General features: G+C 56.3%; 14 protein-coding genes, 2 pseudogenes and 1 riboswitch. Of the genes and pseudogenes, 9 read left to right on the top strand and 7 right to left on the bottom strand.

The window, feature by feature from the left end; genetic code table 11:
- Nucleotides 1-61 precede the first annotated feature (61 nt).
- The gene (locus VI25_RS11555; protein ID WP_045689747.1) at nucleotides 62-1,093 is read left to right on the top strand and encodes a M28 family peptidase; all 1,032 of its coding nucleotides are present in this window, start codon (nucleotides 62-64) and stop codon (nucleotides 1,091-1,093) included.
- On the opposite strand, the gene VI25_RS11560 is transcribed toward VI25_RS11555, so the two are convergent.
- From VI25_RS11560 to VI25_RS26810, 3 genes and pseudogenes are all read right to left on the bottom strand, one after another.
- The gene (locus tag VI25_RS11560; protein WP_201783286.1) at nucleotides 1,074-1,682 is read right to left on the bottom strand and encodes a GNAT family N-acetyltransferase; all 609 of its coding nucleotides are present in this window, start codon (nucleotides 1,680-1,682) and stop codon (nucleotides 1,074-1,076) included. The genes VI25_RS11555 and VI25_RS11560 overlap by 20 nt on opposite strands.
- Before the next feature lie 23 nt (nucleotides 1,683-1,705).
- Nucleotides 1,706-2,254, bottom strand: coding sequence for an LD-carboxypeptidase (locus VI25_RS26805; RefSeq protein ID WP_236705017.1), 549 nt, complete (start codon nucleotides 2,252-2,254; stop codon nucleotides 1,706-1,708).
- Nucleotides 2,255-2,281: 27 nt separating this feature from the next.
- Nucleotides 2,282-2,497, bottom strand: a pseudogene (locus tag VI25_RS26810) (LD-carboxypeptidase); the annotation flags it as partial.
- A gap of 246 nt (nucleotides 2,498-2,743) precedes the next feature.
- Here VI25_RS26810 and VI25_RS11570 point away from each other — a divergent pair.
- Together VI25_RS11570 and VI25_RS11575 are read left to right on the top strand one after the other, a co-directional pair.
- On the top strand, nucleotides 2,744-3,982 hold the full coding sequence (locus VI25_RS11570; protein ID WP_045689746.1) for an alpha/beta hydrolase: 1,239 nt from the start codon (nucleotides 2,744-2,746) through the stop codon (nucleotides 3,980-3,982).
- Between the two features lie 201 nt (nucleotides 3,983-4,183).
- Nucleotides 4,184-5,416, top strand: a complete 1,233-nt coding sequence (locus tag VI25_RS11575; RefSeq protein ID WP_052695436.1) for an alpha/beta hydrolase — start codon at nucleotides 4,184-4,186, stop codon at nucleotides 5,414-5,416.
- A gap of 92 nt (nucleotides 5,417-5,508) precedes the next feature.
- Here the strand turns inward: VI25_RS11575 and VI25_RS11580 are convergent, their stop codons facing one another.
- The 4 genes and pseudogenes from VI25_RS11580 to VI25_RS23375 form a co-directional block, all read right to left on the bottom strand.
- The gene (locus VI25_RS11580; RefSeq protein WP_052695435.1) at nucleotides 5,509-6,807 is read right to left on the bottom strand and encodes a homoserine dehydrogenase; all 1,299 of its coding nucleotides are present in this window, start codon (nucleotides 6,805-6,807) and stop codon (nucleotides 5,509-5,511) included.
- On the bottom strand, nucleotides 6,785-7,822 hold the full coding sequence (metX, locus tag VI25_RS11585; protein ID WP_045689745.1) for a homoserine O-acetyltransferase MetX: 1,038 nt from the start codon (nucleotides 7,820-7,822) through the stop codon (nucleotides 6,785-6,787). The genes VI25_RS11580 and metX overlap by 23 nt, the downstream gene beginning before the upstream one ends.
- A 204-nt stretch (nucleotides 7,823-8,026) precedes the next feature.
- Nucleotides 8,027-9,411 (bottom strand): annotated as a pseudogene (locus tag VI25_RS11590) (O-acetylhomoserine aminocarboxypropyltransferase/cysteine synthase family protein).
- Between the two features lie 379 nt (nucleotides 9,412-9,790).
- Nucleotides 9,791-9,904, bottom strand: a riboswitch (SAM riboswitch).
- Nucleotides 9,905-10,252: 348 nt separating this feature from the next.
- A complete protein-coding gene (locus tag VI25_RS23375; protein ID WP_045689744.1) occupies nucleotides 10,253-10,561 on the bottom strand; it encodes a LysM peptidoglycan-binding domain-containing protein in 309 nt (102 codons plus the stop codon).
- A 214-nt stretch (nucleotides 10,562-10,775) separates the two neighbouring features.
- Here VI25_RS23375 and VI25_RS11600 point away from each other — a divergent pair, with 214 nt between their 5' ends.
- From VI25_RS11600 to VI25_RS11625, 6 genes are all read left to right on the top strand, one after another.
- On the top strand, nucleotides 10,776-11,192 hold the full coding sequence (locus tag VI25_RS11600; RefSeq protein ID WP_045689743.1) for a lipocalin family protein: 417 nt from the start codon (nucleotides 10,776-10,778) through the stop codon (nucleotides 11,190-11,192).
- A 247-nt stretch (nucleotides 11,193-11,439) separates the two neighbouring features.
- The gene (locus VI25_RS11605) at nucleotides 11,440-11,817 is read left to right on the top strand and encodes a hypothetical protein (RefSeq protein WP_045689742.1); all 378 of its coding nucleotides are present in this window, start codon (nucleotides 11,440-11,442) and stop codon (nucleotides 11,815-11,817) included.
- A gap of 50 nt (nucleotides 11,818-11,867) precedes the next feature.
- On the top strand, nucleotides 11,868-14,318 hold the full coding sequence (locus VI25_RS11610) for a T9SS type A sorting domain-containing protein (protein ID WP_052695434.1): 2,451 nt from the start codon (nucleotides 11,868-11,870) through the stop codon (nucleotides 14,316-14,318).
- Between the two features lie 58 nt (nucleotides 14,319-14,376).
- Nucleotides 14,377-15,768 carry an erythromycin esterase family protein gene (locus VI25_RS11615; protein ID WP_055562513.1) on the top strand — a complete coding sequence of 464 codons (1,392 nt, stop codon included), beginning with the start codon at nucleotides 14,377-14,379 and terminating at the stop codon, nucleotides 15,766-15,768.
- Nucleotides 15,729-16,001 (top strand): carboxypeptidase-like regulatory domain-containing protein, encoded by a 273-nt coding sequence (locus VI25_RS28890; protein ID WP_072144804.1) that lies wholly within the window; start codon nucleotides 15,729-15,731, stop codon nucleotides 15,999-16,001. Before VI25_RS11615 ends, VI25_RS28890 begins: the two co-directional genes overlap by 40 nt.
- Nucleotides 15,965-16,939 (top strand): hypothetical protein, encoded by a 975-nt coding sequence (locus VI25_RS11625; RefSeq protein WP_082455510.1) that lies wholly within the window; start codon nucleotides 15,965-15,967, stop codon nucleotides 16,937-16,939. The genes VI25_RS28890 and VI25_RS11625 overlap by 37 nt, the downstream gene beginning before the upstream one ends.
- Nucleotides 16,940-16,995 lie beyond the last annotated feature (56 nt).

Genomic DNA, 16,995 nt, shown 5'->3' on the forward strand with positions numbered 1-16,995 from the left:
TTTCTCCATTTTCCGTCGGGCCAGTTGCGCACCCGGCGGCGCAAGCTGTAGCTTACGCCACATGAACCTTTCCCGCCTTGCCCCCGCCGCCTTTGTTGCTTTACTGCTGCTGACAGGCTGCCCCGAGAAGAAAAGCACCGTTGAGACGGATACTACGCCAGCGGAGGCCGCCTTGCCGAAGGCACCCGCCTTTAATGCCGACTCGGCATACGCCTATACGGCCCGCCAGGTAGCTTTTGGGCCTCGCGTGCCCAATACGCCCGCTCACGTAACAACCGGTGACTGGATTATCCGCAAGTTCAAAGAGGCCGGCCTCACCGTGAAGGAGCAACCCTTCGAAGCCATGGCGTTCGATGGCAAAATGCTTCGCTCTCGCAATATTGTGGCTCAATATCAGCCCCAGGCAACCCGCCGCATTGCCGTCTTCACGCACTGGGATACGCGTCCCTTCGCTGATAAGGACGAGCAGAATAAAAATGCCCCCTTAGATGGTGCTTCGGATGGTGCTAGTGGGGTAGGCATTGCCCTAGAAATGGCCCGCGTGCTAGCGGCTCAGCCCGATAGCTTGGCCCCCGGCGTAGGAGTAGACTTTATTCTGTTCGACTCTGAGGACTATGGCTACGACAGCGCTACCCAAGGAGAGAAGAAGAACTTGTTGGCTGAGCAGGAAAACCGCGGCGAGTCGAGCTGGTGCTTAGGCTCTCAGTACTGGGCCAAGCACTTGCTGCCGGCCAACTACAAGCCTAGCTACGGCATCCTGCTTGACATGGTAGGGGCCAAAAATGCCCGTTTCAGCCGGGAGGAACTGTCGCGGCAGCAGGCGCGCGATGTAGTAGACAAGGTGTGGAACACGGCCGCCCAACTGGGCTTCTCTGATTACTTCCTGTTCAACGACAGCGGCGGAATCACTGACGACCACGTATTTACGAATCAAGCCGGGGTGCGCACTATCGACATCATTGACCACCTCCCAGTGGGCGACGACTACTTCCCCGCCTACCACCATACCACTCAAGATAACATGAGTGTTATTGACAAGCGTACACTAAAAGCCGTGGGCCAAACCGTGCTTACTACCCTGTATAACGAGTAACGTCACAGCGCATACCAAACAAAAAGCCCGGGGTACTGGTCGTACCCCGGGCTTTTTGTTTGGTATCGAGGCTACTACTGTAATAGTTTGTAGTAGATAACGGTAGCATCCAAGGAGCCATTGGCGCTGTACACGTACGCCGGGATAATACCAGCACGGTGTAGCCTAAGCTCTGGTACAGCCGTTCAGAGGGGTCGCCCTTGCGCGTATCCAGTACGAGGGTAGTGCGCTGGTGCTGGCGGGCCTGCTCTTCAATAACGTACATCAGCCGCCGGCCAATACCGCGCCGCCTAGCCTGCGAATGTACCAAGAGCTTCATAACCTCGGCCCGGTGCGGGGCGTTGGGCTTCATCACCAAATCTAGCTGCACAGTACCTAGTACAATGCCGTCGGTTTCGGCCACTAGCAATACACGGTGCCCATTTTGCATAGCCGCCGCTACATCTTGCCAGAAAGCATACGCCACCGCCGGCACTACCGGCGGCAGAAAGCCTACGGATGATCCATTGGCAACGGAGTCCTGAAGCAGGCCGGCAAGCGAGGTCATGTGTTGCAACACCTCATGCGGCTGCAAGGCACGAATAGTCATAAACATAGCCGCTACAAAAACTGCTAGAGGTAGGCAAGCCGCGCTCCAGTGTTATCTACGCGGAGCTGAGCCATGCGGCCGCAGATCAAAGCCATATTCTGAGGCTCGTGCCCTACCGGAAAGCCGTGTGCCACGGGAAAGCCATACTTACCGGCGTAGTAAGCAATAATTTCGTTGGGCGTTTGTCCGTAGGGAGTGGTATTGTCTTGGGGATTGGTGAAGTGGCCCACCAAGAGCCCCGCCAAGGACGCCAGCTTCCCCGTACGATCTAAGTGCACGAGCATGCGGTCAATGGCATAGAGGTATTCATCAATATCTTCCAGAAACAAGATGCGCCCGGCCGTAGAGCAGTCGGAGCGAGTGCCGGTAAGCGTCTGGAGGATGCTTAAGTTGCCACCGACTAGCTCCCCGGTAGCAGTACCCAGGCAGTTTAGTGGGTGCGCAGGTATTGAGTAGCCTACCGACTCCCCAAACAAAGCTCGCCGCAAACTCTCCAAGGATTCCTCTCCGCTTTCCTGATGAAACAATAGCGGCATCACCCCATGAACACTCTGGTACCCCAGGGCCAGCAAGTGACTGTTGAGAGTTGTGATGTCAGAAAATCCGGCTATCCACTTAGGATGCTGCGCCAGGCCGGAAAAATCGAGCTGGTCGATGATGCGGGTGGTGCCGTACCCACCACGAGCACACAGAATAGCGCGTACCGCGGGGTTATCAAGTTGCTGTTGGAAGTCCTGGGCCCGAACCTCGTCGCGCCGCCAAACTGGTGGTGCTCTACGTTGGTACTGGCACCCAAAACTACTTCTAACCCCCAGCTACGAAGGGTAGTTACGGCCGCAGTAAGTTCTTGGTGAGAGGCCTTTCGAGCCGGACAGACGATGGCGACGGTGTCGCCGGGTTGCAATGGAGGCGGAGCAATAGTTGGCATAGAGTAAAGTAGAAGAGCAGCAGACTATAAACCTACATAACCATTCCGCGATACTTGAAGCATAGTTAGGGTAAAATATAGCTGAAACAAAAACATTTATATATCATCTTTACAAAAGCTAAAACCCCACCATATGAAACACCTCTTCGCACTGCTAGGTCTGCTGTGGTTTGCAGCGGCTGCCTCTGCTCAAACGCGCATCGACACAACCGGTGGCCGCTACTACAAACCAATCTTCGCCAACGTTACGCGTACTCAGGACATTACGTATGGCTCCAGCATTGATTATCTGGGTGGACAGCAGGCGCTACGCCTAGATGTGTACCAGCCCACCGGCGACACAGTGCGCCGCCGGCCGCTGTTGATTTTTGCGCACGGAGGCGGGTTTATCAGCGGCAACAAGACGGACCAAGATGTGACGGAGTTGTGCACGCGCTTCGCTCGCCTGGGCTACGTTACGGCCAGCATCGACTACCGCCTACTATTTCTGCCTTTTGACACGACAAACATTAGTATTGCGTCTTTCCGGGGCGTACAAGACATGCGCGCTGCCATCCGGTTTTTTCGGATGAAAGCTGCCACCACGGTCGCCACCGCCGCCGATAACTACCGCATCCATCCAGACTATATTTACGTGGGCGGCTCTTCTGCTGGCGCCTTCATGGCTCTGCAAACAGCCTACCTCAACAAGGCCTCGGAAGTGCCGAGCACGATTAATCTGGCAAACTTGGGCGGCTTGGAAGGAACGGGAGGCAATCCCACGTATTCCAGTGCGGTGCGGGGCGTAATAAATTTGTCTGGCGCTCTGGGCCGTCCTACTTGGATAGAGGCGGGCGATGTGCCTTTTGTGAGTATGCACGGCACCAATGACCCAATAGTGCCCTATGGCGCTGGTAGGGTAGGAGGCGGGCTGCCGCCCCAAAGAATATACGGCAGCGCAGTGCTAAACACCCGTGCTATTGCCGTAGGGGTGCAAAATCCCTTCTATACCTTTAAAAGAGCAGGCCACGTGCCCTTCTCGGGCACTTCTGCTACGGCGGTGGCCTACATGGATACTACCTTCCGCTTCGTGCGCGACTTTCTACGCCCACTGCTGCGCCAGACTGGCACCGTAACGGCTGCCCAGCGCGCCAATACCCAAGCTGTGCTGCAAGCGTACCCGGTGCCAGCGGCCACAGTTGTGCGCCTTACTTGGTCGAGCAACACGGCCTTTCGCGCCCGCCCAGTAGAACTGCTTGATGCTATGGGCCGGGTAGTGCGGCGCTTCCGCTGGGAGCAGCCTGAACTGTTGATTCCGCGCGAGACGCTACGGGCAGGCACCTACCTAGTACGGCCTGAGGGCTTGGCTGCGCAACGAATCATATTTGAATAGGTCTGGCCGCATTGGGCTACTCCACCGCTACGAGTTTCGATGCTACCCCACTAGCGTACTATTGTGCGTTGGTGGGGTAGTATCAATATGTAGCCTATCTAGTAGAATATGCAGCTGAGCCGGAGTATAGCCGGTGGCCCTCCGGTATCTTTACCGGAAGACTACTATCCGAGCCTGTTGTCTCGGCTTTCTTATACTCGCATGAAGTACGTATTGCTCCTAGCCTTGCTGGTTGGGTTGCTGCTAGATACCACACCGGGCCACGCCCAGATTGATACAACTGGAGGGCGCTACCACCGGCCCCGGTTCCGGCAAGTGCAAATTTTGCGCAACGTAGAATTTGCCCATGCCTCCGACCTTATTGGCCGCTCGCAGCCGCTCTACATGGATGTGTACCAGCCGCTGGGCGATACTGTGCGGCGGCGCCCCCTCATCGTATTTGCCCATGAAGGAGGCTTCCTAACCGGTACCCGCGACGATGCCGTGATGACTACGCTCTGTACCCGGTTGGCGCGCCTGGGCTACGTGACAGCCAGCATCGACTATCGCCTGTACTTCTTTCCCTTCGATACCGTCGGCATTGGGCGGGCGGCCATCCGCGGAACTCAGGATATGCGCGCCGCTATCCGGTTCTTCCGCCACGATGCCGCTACAACGCGCCGGTTTCGGGTACATCCGCAGTACATCTTCGTGGGTGGCTCCTCGGCGGGCGGGTTTATGTCTTTGCTTACCGCCTACCTCGATAAACCAGCGGAAGTACCAGCTTATTTGCACATAGCTGACTTCGGAGGCTTAGAAGGCAACGGGGGTAATGCTGGCTACAGCAGCCGCCCGCGGGGCGTGATCAACCTGTGTGGCGCCCTAGCCAACTTGCGCTGGCTACAGCCTGGCGATGTACCCGTATGCAACGTGCACGGCACCCGCGACGGGCTGGTTCCCTATGGCCGGGGTTTTGTAGGCAGTCCGCTCCCTGCTCAGCGGGTGTACGGGGGCGGGGCGGTTAGTCAGCGGGCTACTGCTGTGGGAGTTCCCAATGTGCTTCGGCGCCTGCGTGGGGCTGGGCACGTACCCTACTCCGTAGAGCCAGCCTACCTCGATACTGCTTTTGTGGCTGCCCGCGACTTCCTACGTCCCCTGCTCGGGGTGGGGCTGCCGGGGCCGTTGCTGGCCGCGGCACTCAAGCCCCAGCCCCGTCCAGTGGCCCTATTGCGGGCGCGGGCAGTGCCCGTTCTCCCGCAGCCAGCGCCAAAGCCCGATACGCTGGTAGTGAAGCCAGTTACTATCCTTCAAGCTACGGTTGCCCCGAAGGACACGCTCCTGCCTGCTCCAACTATACCAGTAGGACAGGAAACTTCCGAGACAACTCCGCCCCAGCCTACTGCCCCAGCTAGCCCAACTCCGCCATCACCAGCTACCGCTCCGCCTAAGAAGTAAGGGCAGCGAAATCAATTAGCTAGCAAACCAAAACCCCTCCCGCCGCTGATGCAGTGGGAGGGGATACCTAAGTCATTGGCACGGACTAGTGCTTACAAAGACTCTTCTTCTATCAATGTCGCTGCTACAGCGGTGCTGATGGGCCGGAGGCGGCCCGTGCGAACCACAAACGCGCCGTACTTGCGCAGGAGGTCTCGGTGGCGCACTAGGTTTTCGAGGGCAACGTAACCAACCACGTATTCGTCTTCGTCGGCTTCTTCCGAAATCTCACTGAAATCTAGTACATCAACGAGACGGTCCTCGTCGGTGCGTAGGTAAATTTCAACTTCTAGGTCGGAGGCGTACTCGGGGGCGGTGGCGGTGGCTTTGGGGTAGTGATAGGCGTAGCCCTGACGCAGCGCCGCCAAATCAGCTAGTACGGCCGAGCCGGTAGGGTGCCCGCCAGCACCGCGGCCGCGCAAAAACTGTTCGCCGGCAAAATCGGCTTCAATAACAACCCCGTTAAACTCGTGGTCTACAGTGTAAAGAGGCGACTCGGGCCCCACGAACTGGGGCGTCACGAGCACCGTTATCCGACCATCAGGTAGGCGCTGCAAGCCTGCTACCACCTTAATTTTTTGGCCCTGACTGGTGGCAAAGGCAATATCAACGGCGCTGATGCCTTCAATACCCAAGTTGAGTACTTGCTCAGGCTGTAGGAAAGTACCGTAGGCGTGAGCCGCTAATAGCACTGCCTTCGAGCGGGGGTCAAAAGCACCCATGTCGAGGCTGGGGTCGGTTTCAGCAAAGCCTTTGGTCTGCGCTTCAGCTAAGGCGGGGGCATACTCGGAGTCTTGCTCGCCCATGCGCGTCAGCACGTAGTTAGAAGAGCCATTGAGGATGCCCGTGAGGCGGCGCAGGGGCTCAGCCCCAAAGTAGGCATCCAGGGTACGAATCACGGGGATGCTGCCACACACGGCCGCTTCGTATAATAAAGTGCCTTGACCTTCGCGCTGTAGCTGCACGAGCTTCGGCAAGTGGCGCGACAGCATGGCCTTGTTAGCAGTAACTACCCGGCGGCCCCGGCGCAAGGCTTCGGCCACAACTCGGAACGCTTCCTCCGCATCGTCAATTACCTCCACCAATACGTCCAGCGAGTCGTCGGCTAGCAGAGCATCAACGTCGAACTCAAACCGCTCGGCTGGCAGAATGCGCTCCTTGGTATGGTTCTTTACCACGATGCGGCTAATGGCAAAGCTGGCGTTGGGTTGCTGCTGCAGGATATCGTAGAGGCCCTGGCCTACGCAGCCGAAGCCGATCAGTCCTACTTGCCACACTTGCGCGGCGGGAGTAGAAGATACCGAAGCAGCCGCTTGAGGCAGCGCAGACTTAGTGAACGTAGGTTTGGACATAAAACCGTTCGAGAAAATGCGTGATTTGGGCGGTTTCAATCAAGAAACCGTCGTGGCCGTAGGCTGAATCCATTTCGGCGTACGTGGCTCCCCGAATGTGGCGAGCTAGTACCTGCTGCTCTGCGGGCGGAAACAGCACATCCGATGAAATACCAATAACTAATGTGCGTGCCTGAATGCGACCTAAGGCAGTTGCCAACCCACCGCGGCCACGGCCGACGTGGTGCGAGTCCATACTGCGAGACAAGGACACGTAGCTGTAGGCATTGAAGCGCGCTACAAGCTTGTCGCCCTGGTAGCGCTGGTAGGAGCTAGCCAGAAAATCCTGCAGTACTTCGTCGTTGGGCTCGGTTTGCGTGCGTCCGTACGCATTGTAGCTGCGGTAGCTGAGCAAGGCCATGGCCCGGGCAGCGCGCAAACCGGCAGCGCCACCGTCAGGAGTGGCTTGCTCGTACGTTGGGTCGGCGAAGATGGCGAGGCGCTGTGCTTCGTTGAACGCAATGCCCCAGGCCGAATGCCGGGCGTTGGTGGCTAGTAGTACCAGGTTCTCAAAGAGAGAAGGCCGCTGAATGGCCCATTCCACTGCCTGCTGGCCTCCCAAAGAGCCGCCAATAAGCGTATGAACACGGGGTAATGCCAAGTGCTCCCGCAGTGCTTCGTGTGCCGTTACTAAGTCCCGGATGGTAAGCAACGGAAACTCGTGGTAGGCGGCAGTGCCCGTTTCGGGATTTGAAGTGAGCGGGCCAGTGCTGCCGTAGCAGGAGCCTAGTACGTTGGCGCACACCACAAACCAATCAGCGGGGTCGAAGTGGGTGCCAGCACCAAATAGGCCGGGCCACCAGCTTTCTACTTCCGCGTTGGCGGTTAGGGCGTGGCACACCCAAACTACATTGTCGCGGCTAGCATTGAGGCGGCCAAATGTATGGTAGGCCACTTCCACGTGCGACAGAACGGCGCCACTTTCCAGCCGGAGCGGCCGGGGTAGTCGGAATACCTGTTGTTCGGAATCAGCCATGGTAAGCAGTGCAATAGTCGGGTAGAATCCCAGTCCGCGGGCTGAGCTAGTTCTATACCAGCTCAGCCCCGGCTGGGTGCGGGCAGTATCGTCAGCGGCTCCCTCTCTCACAAAAAAGCTGCTGGACTGCCCGCAAACCGCTAGCTGGAGTCTGATGCGCGGCCGCTCTCCTGAACGACCGGCCTCTCAACCCCTCTCTTGGTCTCAGACCTCCAGCGTGGCGGCGTGTTCGAGTTCTGGCTCGGGCAGCAGAGTACCTGTTGTTTCCGTTTGGGCCGGAGTAGCGTTGCGCACCGCTTCAAATGCCTGGGCCAGATCGGCACGGATATCCTCGAAGTGCTCAATGCCAACCGATAGGCGTAGTAGAGTAGGTGTTACCCCGGCAGCGCGCTGTTCCTCTTCGGAGAGCTGCTGGTGGGTAGTAGCCGAGGGCTGAATGATCAGCGTCTTGGAGTCGCCTACGTTAGCTAAGTGGCTTACCAGCTTCAGGTTGTCGATGAATTGGGTAGCCGTTTCCTTATTGCCTTTGATGGCGAAGGTGAGCACGCCGCCCGCACCCCGGGTTAGGTACTTCTGGGCTAGTGGGTAGTAGCGCTGCTTTGCAGGCCGGGGTAGTTTACGGCTTCCACCTGGGGGTGCTGCTCGAGCCAGGTAGCTACGCGCAAGGTATTTTCTACGGTGCGCTCCACCCGTAGGCTTAGCGTCTCCAGGCCTTGCAGCAACAAGAAGGCATTAAATGGGCTCTGCGAAGGACCAAAGTCACGCAGCCCTTCTACCCGGGCCCGAATGATGAAGGCAATGTTGCCGAAGGGGCCATTCTTACCGAATACATCATTGAACACCAAACCGTGGTATCCTTCAGAAGGCTCCGTAAACTGTGGGAACTTGCCGTTGCCAAAGTCATACTTGCCACCGTCTACGATTACCCCACCTACGCTAGTACCATGGCCGCCAATCCACTTAGTAGCCGATTCTACTACAATGTGCGCGCCGTGCTCCAGTGGGCGGAACAGGTAGCCGCCCGCCCCAAAAGTATTGTCTACCACCAAGGGCAGGTCATATTTATTGGCAATGGCCGCAATGCGCTCGAAGTCGGGCACGCTGAAGCTAGGGTTGCCAATGGTTTCGAGGTAGATAGCCTTGGTTTTGTCATCAATCAGGGCTTCGAACTTCTCGGGCTGGTCGCCGTCGGCGAAGCGTACCTCAATACCCAAGCGTTTAAAAGCTACCTTGAACTGGTTGTAAGTGCCGCCATATAAGTGAGTAGTGCTCACAAAGTTGTCGCCCGCCTGTAGGATGTTGTTCAGTGCGATGAACTGAGCTGCCTGCCCCGAGGATACTGCTAGTGCTGCAACTCCACCTTCCAGCGCGGCAATGCGCTGCTCGAACACATCGGTGGTGGGGTTCATCAAGCGAGTATAGATGTTGCCAAATTCCTTCAGCGCAAACAGATTAGCTCCGTGCTCCGCATTTTTGAACACGTAGCTAGTAGTCTGGTGAATGGGTACCGCCCGGGAGCCAGTTACGGGATCAGGCTGCTGGCCGGCGTGGAGTTGGAGCGTCTCGAAGTGGAAGTTTTGGGTCGACATGGCAATGCTGAGTTTAGAGAGTAGCGGGAAGAAGGAGATTCAAATTTGTAGGGGGAAGGGAGCCGCGTAGAAGAGCAGCAGGGCGCAGTAGAGCCAGCAGAACTAAGTGGAAGCTAGCTGGTTGGCTTGCGCAAAGGCTGTGGCGTGCCGCATAAGGGCACCACCAGCAAAGCCAGGGAAAGAGGAGGAGCTAGGTCGCGAAGACTAGGCGACTAGTAGCAGGCGCTGCAACAGCAGCGCATTCGCATTCGGGCAGTAGCTGAGGCCGCAGTGGCGGTGAAAGCAACGCAAGAACCCATCAGCAAGCCGGAGCGCAGCGTGGCGGCCGGGGCAGATGGGTGAATAAGGGCGAAAGCGAATAGATTTTCCATGGTACTCTGAGTTATATGCCCCTTCGGCGGAAGCCGGGTCGGGCAGGAATTGGCACCTTTCGCGCGGTCGATGGTTGCCAGTGGGTCACGGAGCCTGTTCTCTCGCCACTTCTGTATAAATCCTATGAAAACTTCTCTGCCGCTAGCAGAGGAGTACCGTGTTGGTATTGCAAATGTATGGCAGTGGTTTTGACATATGCAACACTTAGGTGAAAAAAATATTTTCTACTCGTGGCTGCCTCACTATACCACGATTAGGCTATATATGTGCTTGTGCCAGCGTGTTACGTGCCTGTTTGGGCGGCTGTGGAACAGTGCTCCACTAGTTGATAAAGAAAATAGTCGTTGACTTGGCCAGCAGATTATAGCACGGACAACGATTTTTCTACCACCCAGATAGGCGCCAGAGTACAAAAAAAGCCATCCTGCACAGGATGGCTTTTTAGGACATTACTAAGAGAAAGGCTTGCTTACAGCTTCGGCAGCGTAAGTACTTGGCCCACCTCAATGCGGTCAGGATTAGAACCGATAGTTGCTTTGTTGGCATCATAAATCTGGTGCCATTTGGCGGCGTCGCCGTAGTGATTTTTGGCAATCTTAGAAAGCGAGTCGCCACTTACTACGGTATACGTATCGCCAGCGGCTGCGGTGGGGGCAGCAGGCTTGGCCGCGTTACCAGCGTTGCCGAAGAAATCGGTGGCCCCACCAGCGGCGGGTTTTGCAGCAGGTTGAACAGGTTTTTTATCGCCGTCGTTGGAAAGAAAATCAAACAGTCCCATAGTAGTAGGTAATTAAAAGTGAGGGGGAAAGCACCGAGTATCAGGTGGATGATTGGCGCTGTAGGCTTCTTACGCCGGGCTTGCAATTAGGTTGTACGTAGTATAAACTCAACAGTACATACCAGAACATCTTGCAACAACCCGCCGTAAGAAGCGCAAGTTGGGCCCTAGCCCAGCGGTTACATCTGTATTCTCCAACCAACTCCCTACTCCCATGAAAACCCAATTCACTCCCCTCCGCTACCTTGCTAGCCTGCTCGTCCTCATGGCATTGTTCATGGCTTCTTGCGGTAGCAAAGAAGGTAAAGTAGAAGGCGTAAACATGCTGTATGGCACCGAAAGCAAAACCTGGAAAACCGATAAAGAGCTCAGCTCCACCGGTGATAAGGTAAAGCAAACTGATGCGCAGGAAGACGACCGTATTCAGTTCTTTGCCAATGGCCAGTATAATATGACCTCGGTTGCAGGTGCGGTAAACGGCAAATACACGTTCGACCAAGCAGGTAAGAAAATCACTATGACCCCCGACGGTGCCGCTGAAAGCAACACCTTTGATGTCGTAACTCTGACGGATGATAAGCTGACGCTCAAAGCTCCTACCGGTGCTGAACTACGGCTCGAGAAAGAGTAATTAGAGTACTATTTTGGTGCCATAGCGGCCCTTGTAATGAGAAGGCCTTCTGCTACCAGCAGAAGGCCTTTTGTTTTGCTTGTAGTACACCCGTAAAATTCTGCTTTAGCAACGAAAGCATTCTATTCAACTAGTAGAAGCGCGTGTTAGCAAGGCTTATTGGGAGAGGTATAAGGGAAGTAGCTATCAGGTTGTTATATTGCTGAACCGACTTATTGCTATTCATCTACATTATTGCCTGTTACTCATGAAACAAGTGCTGCTGCTAGCAAGCCTTTTCACCACCTTCTTTATTCAATCAGTAGATAGTTTCGCTCAAACCACAATCGTCAATTACACCTTCAACTCGGGCGCTAGTTATGCAGAGCTTACGCCCGTGCTGGCTCCCAACGTGACGGCTACGGCTTCTTCTACTGAACCCTTCACGACGTTTAATGGCACCGGTACGGGGGCTGCCGCATTCACTGCAACCAGTATTGCGGGGCAGGCATTAGGCATGAATAACTCCAGCGGGAATAACAGCCGGTACTTTGAGTTTACCCTTGGAGGCACTAGCTACCCACTTATTCTTCCTATAAACTCTACTACCAGCAGCAACATCCTGCCAGTGGGGCGCCTACCTTAACGGTATCTTTCAGTACCAACGGCGGCAGTTCGTTTACTGACCTGCCCGCCGTGACGAGTACTGTAGTAAGCAGCTTTACTGAGCACGTCGTGGACTTATCAGGGTATTCTGCTCTCAATAATAAGTCGAATATTATTCTGCGTTTGCTGGCTAGCGGGGCATCTGGTACCAGCACGCTACGCATCGACAACGTGCAGATACAGGCCGTTTCGTCCCTGAATCCCGTGCCGGTACTGACAAGCATTAACCCAACCAGTATAGTGGAGGGCAGCAATGGCTTTGCTCTCACAGTAACCGGAAGCGGATTTTTTGGTGGTAGCACAGTGCAGCTGGACGGAGTTAGCCTAGCCACCACAGTTGTGAGTGCAACGCAGCTAACGGCTAGCGTACCGGCTAGCTCTGTCTCGAAGGCGGGCACTGCCACCATTACGGTAGTCAACCCTGGGCCTGGTGGTGGCACGTCGGGTAGCAGCAGCTTTGTAATATCGCCCGTGGTGCGCTGGGACGGCGGTGCAGGTAGCAGTAGCTGGTTTGATGCTCAGAACTGGGTAGGAGATGCCGTGCCGACTGAAAATGATGATGTGCTCCTCGACCACGCCGTAGTTGCCGGACGCTATACGGTGCTGTTAGTTCCGAGGGGTGCTACGAGCACCACTAGCAGCCCCGCGGTAGGAGTCCGGTCCTTGACGCTCAACCCCGGCGCGGGCGACTCGATTCTCTTTGAGATACCAACGCTCAATACAAACTCGGCGCCCCTGAGTCTTACCCGCAGTAGCGTTACGGAAATAGCATTAGCCGTCCACAGCAAGGCCGTTGTGACAAATGCTAGCGACGTAGGCGTCATTGACGTGGTAGGTGCCAACCCAACTTTCTACCTCTATAATGGGGGCACGTACCGGCATTATACCGACCGACCACACGCAGCATTAGTCGAAAACCTGGCGGCAGTGGTGGGCACCGAGGCCGGTATTTGGGAGTTTCGGGCCAAGAGTCAGTCGAGCGCTACCGTGTCCATTAATGGCCGCACCTATCCTAATCTACTATTCCGCAGTCGGCTGGGGCAAAACGCTATCAACTATACGGGTAGTGGTTCCAGTCCTCTAGTTGTGCGGGGTAAGTTGGTGGTTGGGCCAGGAGCTACGTTCACGGCTTCCACAAATAGTGAGATTCGGGTGGCGGGCGACATTGTGGTGCAAGGTGCGTTCCGGTTTCAGCCGCAAACTAGTGGTACTACCACCGCCCGGCTAGTGCTAAATGGCAGCACGGCCCAGCGTATTAGTGGTGCTGCTTGGGGAGGGCCAGCGTCTAGTGGCAGCTATCTGGGTGCCGATGTGCCGTTGCAGATTACTAACACTAGCGCTGCCGGCGTAACGCTGGCTACTTCCGTGCAGGTAAATAATGTGCTACAGCTCACGGCTGGGCGTCTCACCACCGATGCCACCAACATGCTCACCCTGCTCAACGATGCTACCGGCGGCTCCGATAACAGCTTCGTTAATGGTCCTGTGGCGCGTGTGGCTACTGGCCCCGCCACGCTGGCGTTTCCGTTAGGACGCCCTACCAGCCAAGGTACGGCCTACCGGCCCTTAGTGCTTACTATCACTGCCCTAACGCAAGCCACCGCATTTACGGCAGTGCAAACGGAAGGCAGCTTTGAGCCAGGTTTGCTTACCGGCGACTTGCGGCGCGTGAATCGGGTACGCCATTTTGCCATCAGTGCGGAGCCAAGCTTAGCACCAGGAGCCTTTGCTGGAACAGTTGCGCTGGTATTCGGACCCGATGACCAAGTCAACAATCCGGAAGCTTCCGCGCTGGTAGTAGCCCGCAACAACGGTAGCGGCTGGAGCAGCGTGGGGCGTGGAGGTAGCACTGGCACCGCTACTGCAGGCTCCTACGTTTCGGGTTCGTTGACGTCGGGGCCAATGACGGGGCTAGGCCGGTTTGCGCTGGCTAGCACCGATGCGTCTATCAGTCAAAATCCATTGCCAGTTAGCCTCACCAAATTTGACGCTCAACGCCTAGCATCTGGTGTGCAGGTGCACTGGACTACCGCTACGGAGCAAGCCAACGCCCAATTTGAAGTGCAGCGGCGCACGGCAAACGGGCAGTTTACCACGGTAGCTACCCTGGCCGGGCAAGGAAATAGCGCTGTTGCGCACAACTACACGTGGATGGATGAAACGCGCGAAGGCGGTACCCTGTACTACCGCCTTCGCCAAGTAGATGTAACGGGCACTGCTACTTTCTCTGCCGTGGCGGTAGTAAGTGGGGCTACTGACCTGGCCATTGTGTACCCCAATCCGGTGCAAGACCAACTGACCATTCAGGTCCCTGCGGCACTGCGCTACCAGGTGCTGAACCTCTTGGGACAAGTAGTACTGACTGGAAAGACCCAGCCCGGTACGACTTATCTAAGGGTAGAACACCTACTACCCGGGACCTACTACTTACAGTTTGAAGGCGAAGCAAAGACACGCGGCGTTACTTTTCACAAGCAGTAAGACACCAGCACAGAATCCGTAGCTTACGCTTCATTACTCTATAAAGCAGCTACTTTCTATGGCTAGTGTATACCGCGCACTAAGTAGTGCCTTCCTGTTCCTGCTCATCACCAGCCGGCTGTGGGCCCAACCAAGCAACGCCCCGTTACCCATTCACATTATTCGCAGCGGCGCACCTACTGATTCCAGCTTCGAGGACCTCGCATTTCTACGCGCAGAAATAGGAAATGCCCGCGTGGTAATGCTTGGCGAGCCTACGCACGGGGAGGGGAATGTGACGGAGGCTAAAATCCGGCTGATAAAGTTCTTGCAGCAGCGTATGGGCTTTACTACCGTGGCATTCGAGAGTAGCTTCTACGAGCTAGACAAAGCGCAGCAAGCACTGGAGGCCGGCAAACCCGTGCGTGAAGTAGTGCATAGCAGCGTGTATCCTGTATGGAGTGAGACCCAGGAGTTTCAGGCTATTCTGCCACTTCTGGGAAAGGGTGGCCTCCGGGTAGCTGGCTTCGATTCCCAGTTGGGCGGCCATCAGGATGAGCTGCTAGAAGAGCTTGAAGCTTTCCTGAAGCCTGAAAAAGGTAGTGGAGATATTGCCTATGACTATGTAGATGAGTGCTTGGCTATCATGGGGGAAGTCTTCATTTTTCCGCCGTCTCACCAGATTCTTTTGTTTGATAGGCAAGTAGGAAAAGCGCGTAAGCTGCTCGAAAAGGTAGCAGCCGGCTCAGATGCAAAGCGCCGCGAACGGGCCGAATTCTGGCTTCAGAATCTGCGTAGCATTCAGGCCTTAGCCCACGACTACGCCACCAACGACCCCGCCGATAAAGATTCGGCGAGCTTCAAGGCCGCTGATAGCAACCCGCGCGACGCCCAGATGGCTGATAACCTTCTCTGGTATCTACGCAAACACCCCCGGGAGAAGGTGATTTGCTGGGGTGCCTTGCCGCATCTTGCCGCCCGCACCGAGCTACTACAAGACGCTGAACTGCGCAAGTATAAACCGATGGGCCGCGCCGTGAAGGCTGCGCTGGGCCCCGATGCGGTGTATGTGCTAGGCACGCTGGCCGGTGGCGGAACGTATGGTTTTGGGTACTGGGGTAAACACAAACAAGTGCCTACTCCGGCGGCTGGTACACTAGAAGCCGAGCTACTAGCCCAAGGACACGACTACAGCTTTGTCAGCCTGAAGCGGGCCGCACCGGGTAGGCAGCTCACTACGTATGCTTTTGAGTACGCGCCTATCACTGGTCCATGGAGCGAGGTAGTGGACGGGTTCTTGTTCCTGAAAACGGTAAATCCGCCTCACGCCGTGGTGCCGGAAACGGGGGCAACGGCACAAGAAATTGCTCCGGTGGCTGCCCCTATCTTGGAGGCTACGCATCCAGGCGCCCAAACCCGGCGGCGCGCCCCATGGTCAGGTCAGGAAGTCAGGTTGCGCTCAGTGGGATAGTTCTCGACCGCAAAACCAACCAACCAGTGCCGTTTGCTACGGTAGCTGTACCGGCGCGAAGTGCGGGTACTATAGCAGATGCCCAGGGCCGTTTCCAGTTGAACGTTGGTCGGGGCGAGGTGATACAGATTAGTAGCATTGGGTACGAAGCAGCTACCATGTTTGCCGAGGCTACGGTACTCAAACGGTACGCTTGGTGCCTGCTGCCTTTGCCCTTGCTGCCGTGCGCGTGAGTGCCCAGTCTCAGGACCCTAAACGGATAATGAAGAAGGTAATCCAGGCTATAGCAACGAACTACGAACGGCAAGACTACCAACAGGAGGCCTACAGCCACCGGCGAATCATGAGCTTCGATACGTTACGGCACGAGGTTGAGTATGTGAGCCAGGAGTTTGTGCCGGCTGGTTATCATAACTGGGCGGGCGGCTTTCTTAGCCTGGAGCCCAGGCCTGTAACGAAAGTAGAGCACAAGCACGTGCTAGCACCCGCTACTGAGCCCGCCAGCTTCGGCATGTATTTAGAGGGAGGGCACGGGTTTTCGGGGGGCTTCGACCCAGTACGCATCTCCCCGCTGTTCAAAGCCGGCACATTGGGGAAATACCAACTGTGGCTGGATACCCTAGAGCAGCATGGTGGCGAGACCTACTACGTGATTCGCTTTGCCGTGAAGCGCGCCAGCCACCGGGCAACGGGCATGTACCAGACCAGTGGTTACTCAGGGCGGTTGTATGTTCGGCAACAGGACTACGCCGTGGTGCGCTACGAAGCCCTGTGGCAAAACGACACGACAGAACACAATGCCATAGCTCACAAGTATTATGGCTGCGGCAATAATATTTCCCGTCTGTACAGACAAGTGTACACTGACCACCGGACTGCCCATGTCGTAACGTACCAAAGGGCTCCCACGGGTCGGTACTACGCGGCTACCAGCGTGGCCCAGGCTAGTAGCGTGGGTCGGGTGCTAGGTGGAGCGCCTTTTCACAACCAGAAAACGTACGACATCTACTACGCCCCGCCCATTACCATTGCTGCGGCTCGCATGCCAGACCCTAAAACGAACGTAGAGGTACAGGGTGGCCCTCTGTGGCAGCTGTCCAAAGTAGCCTATCGTCCGGAGTTCTGGCAAACCTATCAGCGACTCATACCCGCTCAGACACCTCCAAACTAAGGGCCGCAGCTTCCTAGCTGCGTAACCAAAAGTGCCAGCCCAAGTAGTTGGGCTGG

The organism is Hymenobacter sp. AT01-02, from assembly GCF_000961955.2.
In the GTDB taxonomy this organism is placed as follows: Bacteria; Bacteroidota; Bacteroidia; order Cytophagales; family Hymenobacteraceae; genus Hymenobacter; species Hymenobacter mucosus.

What these genes read in the sequence shown, in the direction of transcription:
- VI25_RS11555 (WP_045689747.1), top strand. Translation starts at nt 62, where the DNA reads ATGAACCTTTCCCGCCTTGCCCCCGCCGCCTTTGTTGCTTTACTGCTG.
- VI25_RS11560 (WP_201783286.1), bottom strand. Translation starts at nt 1,682, where the DNA reads ATGACTATTCGTGCCTTGCAGCCGCATGAGGTGTTGCAACACATGACC.
- VI25_RS11570 (WP_045689746.1), top strand. Translation starts at nt 2,744, where the DNA reads ATGAAACACCTCTTCGCACTGCTAGGTCTGCTGTGGTTTGCAGCGGCT.
- VI25_RS11575 (WP_052695436.1), top strand. Translation starts at nt 4,184, where the DNA reads ATGAAGTACGTATTGCTCCTAGCCTTGCTGGTTGGGTTGCTGCTAGAT.
- VI25_RS11580 (WP_052695435.1), bottom strand. Translation starts at nt 6,807, where the DNA reads ATGTCCAAACCTACGTTCACTAAGTCTGCGCTGCCTCAAGCGGCTGCT.
- metX (WP_045689745.1), bottom strand. Translation starts at nt 7,822, where the DNA reads ATGGCTGATTCCGAACAACAGGTATTCCGACTACCCCGGCCGCTCCGG.
- VI25_RS23375 (WP_045689744.1), bottom strand. Translation starts at nt 10,561, where the DNA reads ATGGGACTGTTTGATTTTCTTTCCAACGACGGCGATAAAAAACCTGTT.
- VI25_RS11600 (WP_045689743.1), top strand. Translation starts at nt 10,776, where the DNA reads ATGAAAACCCAATTCACTCCCCTCCGCTACCTTGCTAGCCTGCTCGTC.
- VI25_RS11605 (WP_045689742.1), top strand. Translation starts at nt 11,440, where the DNA reads ATGAAACAAGTGCTGCTGCTAGCAAGCCTTTTCACCACCTTCTTTATT.
- VI25_RS11615 (WP_055562513.1), top strand. Translation starts at nt 14,377, where the DNA reads ATGGCTAGTGTATACCGCGCACTAAGTAGTGCCTTCCTGTTCCTGCTC.
- VI25_RS28890 (WP_072144804.1), top strand. Translation starts at nt 15,729, where the DNA reads ATGGTCAGGTCAGGAAGTCAGGTTGCGCTCAGTGGGATAGTTCTCGAC.